This window comes from Kocuria oceani, from assembly GCF_029524215.1.
Classification (GTDB): domain Bacteria; phylum Actinomycetota; class Actinomycetes; order Actinomycetales; family Micrococcaceae; genus Kocuria; species Kocuria oceani.
The window spans coordinates 1-3181 of sequence record NZ_JARAMH010000044.1; the positions used below are offsets into that span (position 1 = coordinate 1).

Annotated in this window: 2 protein-coding genes; both read right to left on the minus strand. The window is 65.1% G+C overall.

Annotated features, from left to right (window positions below; genetic code table 11):
* Positions 1–1131: 1131 nt before the first annotated feature.
* Positions 1132–1398 carry a sigma factor-like helix-turn-helix DNA-binding protein gene (locus PU704_RS19840; protein WP_082157363.1) on the minus strand — a complete coding sequence of 89 codons (267 nt, stop codon included), beginning with the start codon at positions 1396–1398 and terminating at the stop codon, positions 1132–1134.
* Positions 1398–2345 (minus strand): replication initiation protein, encoded by a 948-nt coding sequence (locus tag PU704_RS19845; protein WP_082157362.1) that lies wholly within the window; start codon positions 2343–2345, stop codon positions 1398–1400. Before PU704_RS19845 ends, PU704_RS19840 begins: the two co-directional genes overlap by 1 nt.
* Positions 2346–3181: the final 836 nt, after the last annotated feature.

A 3181-nucleotide genomic window follows, 5' to 3' on the forward strand; every position in this document is an offset into this window, starting at 1 on the left:
AAGCCGGGGAGTGGTGCCCGGCTTTTTTCGTGGGGAGGAGGATCCCGTTCCCCACCTCTGAGTGTCCTGCACAGCGGTCCGGGATGCCTAGTGCCGGAGACCTTACGAGTGCTGGGCCAGCGTTGTAGCGGGAGGCCGGGCCTGGTCTCCCTGGCCTCCCGTGGGAGCGGTTGATGTGAGCACGCCAACTCCCACTTTCAGTGTCTGTCGTGGTCCCGAAGTTGCCCAAAGGTGACGAAGGAATGCGGGCGAAAGGCTCGGCAGAGGACGGATCTGTCGATGCCGGCCTCCGATCTGGAGACGCGGCCGAGGAGGTCTGTCCCGCACGTGCTGGACAGCATCAGTGGGGCGGCCCCGGGCGGAGCAAAGCTATGTTCTATGTGCCATAGAACGAGACCGGTCGCTGACCGGGGGCACCACGCGGGGCGGGTGGGCGCTGCGCTGGGCATGCGAAAGGCCGGGGAGGGGCCCCGGCCTTTCGCGGTGAGATGCCTTTCACCGAAGACTGATTGTGCGACTCCGGTGGTGTCCCGTCTACTTCACATCGTCAGCTGATGCGATGGCTGTACAAGAGAAGCCGGGAGCCCATCTCCCAGGCTTCTCTCGGCATGGAAAGGAGCGCTCTCTCATGCCGCAAGGATCCCCTGAATCCCTGATGTCTCTCCCCCGCCGCCAGTGTCCCCGATCGGCATCATGTGTCCAACCGGACAAGCTTTATGACGGTTCGGTAAGTAATGGATGCAAACGGATTCATGCGGCGTCGGTGCTGCTCCGTGGCCGAAGAAAAGCCGAGCATGGGCACCCGGCTTTTCCTCGGGTGGCGACGCTGGCACCCATGGCCAGTGTCTCTCACAGCCTCGACACGCGATATGGCCATGCGGAGGGGGCAACAGTGTTAGGGCACCGGTTCCGTTGGGGCGGCAAGAGAAAAGCCGGGGCGGCGACCCCGGCTTTCCTCGGGTGAACGGGTTCACCCTGTGCTCTTCAGGCGGACATCGGTGGCGATGTCCGTTCCAGTGTCGCCTATGAGCTGGCGTGCGGCAACGGGACGGAATCAGAGATCGTTACCGGTCTGGCCGGCGGAGGGAATCTGTTCCGGTGCCGGTTCCGACTTTGTTTCACCATGCCAACTCACGTGTTCTCTTTCGCGTGGTGGCGGGCGGAGTGGATGAGCCGCCCCACGGAGCCGACGCTCTCGCCCATCTCCGCAGCGATCTGCTTGTAGGTCATTCCCGACTCGCGGAGGGCTAGCGCACGGGCCCGGCGTTCAGCAGCACGCGCCAGGAACTCCGTTCGAGGCTCAGCGGCGATGCGGCGAACAGTCCGCTCGGAGCACCCCAGTCGCTTTGCAAGTTCTTTGGCGGTTGTCTTCCGCCGTTGTTGGATTTCGGCAGGCATCAGAACGCCTCCTGCATGAAGGTCTCACGATCAATTTTGGTCTGGAAGCCGTGGTCTGCGTTGGCGGTGCGCATCTTGTCGGTGACGGTGCGGTTGCCGGTGGTGTGGCTTTTCTTGGCGCGGGCCGTTTGGGTGGCGGTGAATCGTGCGTCGTAGGCGGTGGGGCCGCCTTGGTGCCAGAACCTCCGCCAGGTCCAGCGGGAGATCGAACGGGCTAGGTGTAGCACTTCGGTCTCGTCCAGGGGGCCGCGGGTGAACTCGTCGCCGATGACGGACAGGTTGCGGTCCCAGGCGTAGGCGTGCACGACGGCTTCCCACTCGGTGGCGTCGTCGCAGTGGCGTCTCCAGGCGCGGTAGGCCCACCGGCGGGTGAGGTCGAACAGGGCACAGTTACGCCCGATTGCCGACCGGGTGAGCGTGCTGCGCGGGCTGTAGCCGGGCAGGGCTCCCAGGTCGCTCAGGGCGCAGGAGAGCTCCCTAAGCCCGTAGGAGGCCTCAGAGGCCCCCCAGAGGGGCAAGGAGCCCTGATGCCAGGGATTGCGCGTCAGACGCCCGGCGTAGCCCACATCGCCGCTGAGGACGTCACACAGACCCGTCTCGACCCGCGCCAGCAGGTTCATCGGCCCTCGACGGGCGGAGTTGGTCAGGCACACGGGCGTCGACAGGGCGTAGACGATGTGCCCGGAGCGGGTGAAGGGGTTCAGCGCGATGTAGGAGGGCTCGGGCAGGCCCTTGAGATCAGCGATCTGGTCGGCGTCGGAGCCGTCGTGATCGGTGACGATCAACGATCGGACTGCCAGAGGGTTGGCCTCGATGTGGGAGTGCTCCAGCGCACGAGCTCGGGAGTGGCGATACACGCTCGGTCGCGGGCTCTTCACGTCACCGGCAAGGGGAGCTCGAGGCAACCAGTGATCGGTCCACTCGTCGGCAAACGTCGCTGTGTTCATGTAGGCCACCCTGACACGGCGCTTGCAAATATTCAGGTAGGGCACGCCGCTGCCAAATCAGATACTTCGGGGTCTGGGGTGTCCCCAGAGGGTTTCTAGCCCGAGCGAAGCGAGGTCCTCCGACTCCGGCTACACGGACCCCTGCGGACTGCCACACCTAGTGCATCATTCGATGACCGAGGCTCAGGTGACCCAACGCAGGCGCGCGCAGGCATAGCTGCTCCCTCCCGCCCGAGGTGTCCCAAGCACCGCAACCAGGCACCGACTCAGCCCCATTTTTCGTCCGCTGGCTCCGGCAACCACGGTCACTGTCGATGACTCCTGCTGCCCCCGACTCACCCTTCACGGGGGAGGGGTTAACCCGTTCCGGGTGAGGCGACCAGACGGGTCCTTGTGCTCGGCCATGTGGTCGAGCGGGTGCCTGGTGGGGTGGCGTGGTGGTTGGCGGTGGGACGGTTTCGGGCGCGCTGGGGTGTCCTGGTTGTGCGCACCGAGGACTCCTGGGGAGGTGGTGACGAGCGTCTTCCCCAGGGGCCGGCCGAAGAATGCAAGAGGTGTGACGGCTCAGAAGTGCGTTGGTTGGCTCAGCGATGCGTTGAGCGGAGCAGAGCTGAGGGGGTGTGACGGCTCAGAAGTGCGTTGGTTGGCTCAGCGATGCGTTGAGCGGAGCAGAGCTGAGGGGGTGTGCTGATGGGTGGGGGCGCTGACCAGGACTAGTTGCCGCTGCTGTGGGCACGAAAAAAGCCGGGGAGTGGTGCCCGGCTTTTTTCGTGGGGAGGAGGATCCCGTTCCCCACCTCTGAGTGTCCTGCACAGCGGTCCGGGATGCCTAGTGCC

Bases quoted from the DNA above. Each gene is read 5' to 3' on its own strand.
- PU704_RS19840 (WP_082157363.1), bottom strand. From the start codon at position 1,398: ATGCCTGCCGAAATCCAACAACGGCGGAAGACAACCGCCAAAGAACTT.
- PU704_RS19845 (WP_082157362.1), bottom strand. From the start codon at position 2,345: ATGAACACAGCGACGTTTGCCGACGAGTGGACCGATCACTGGTTGCCT.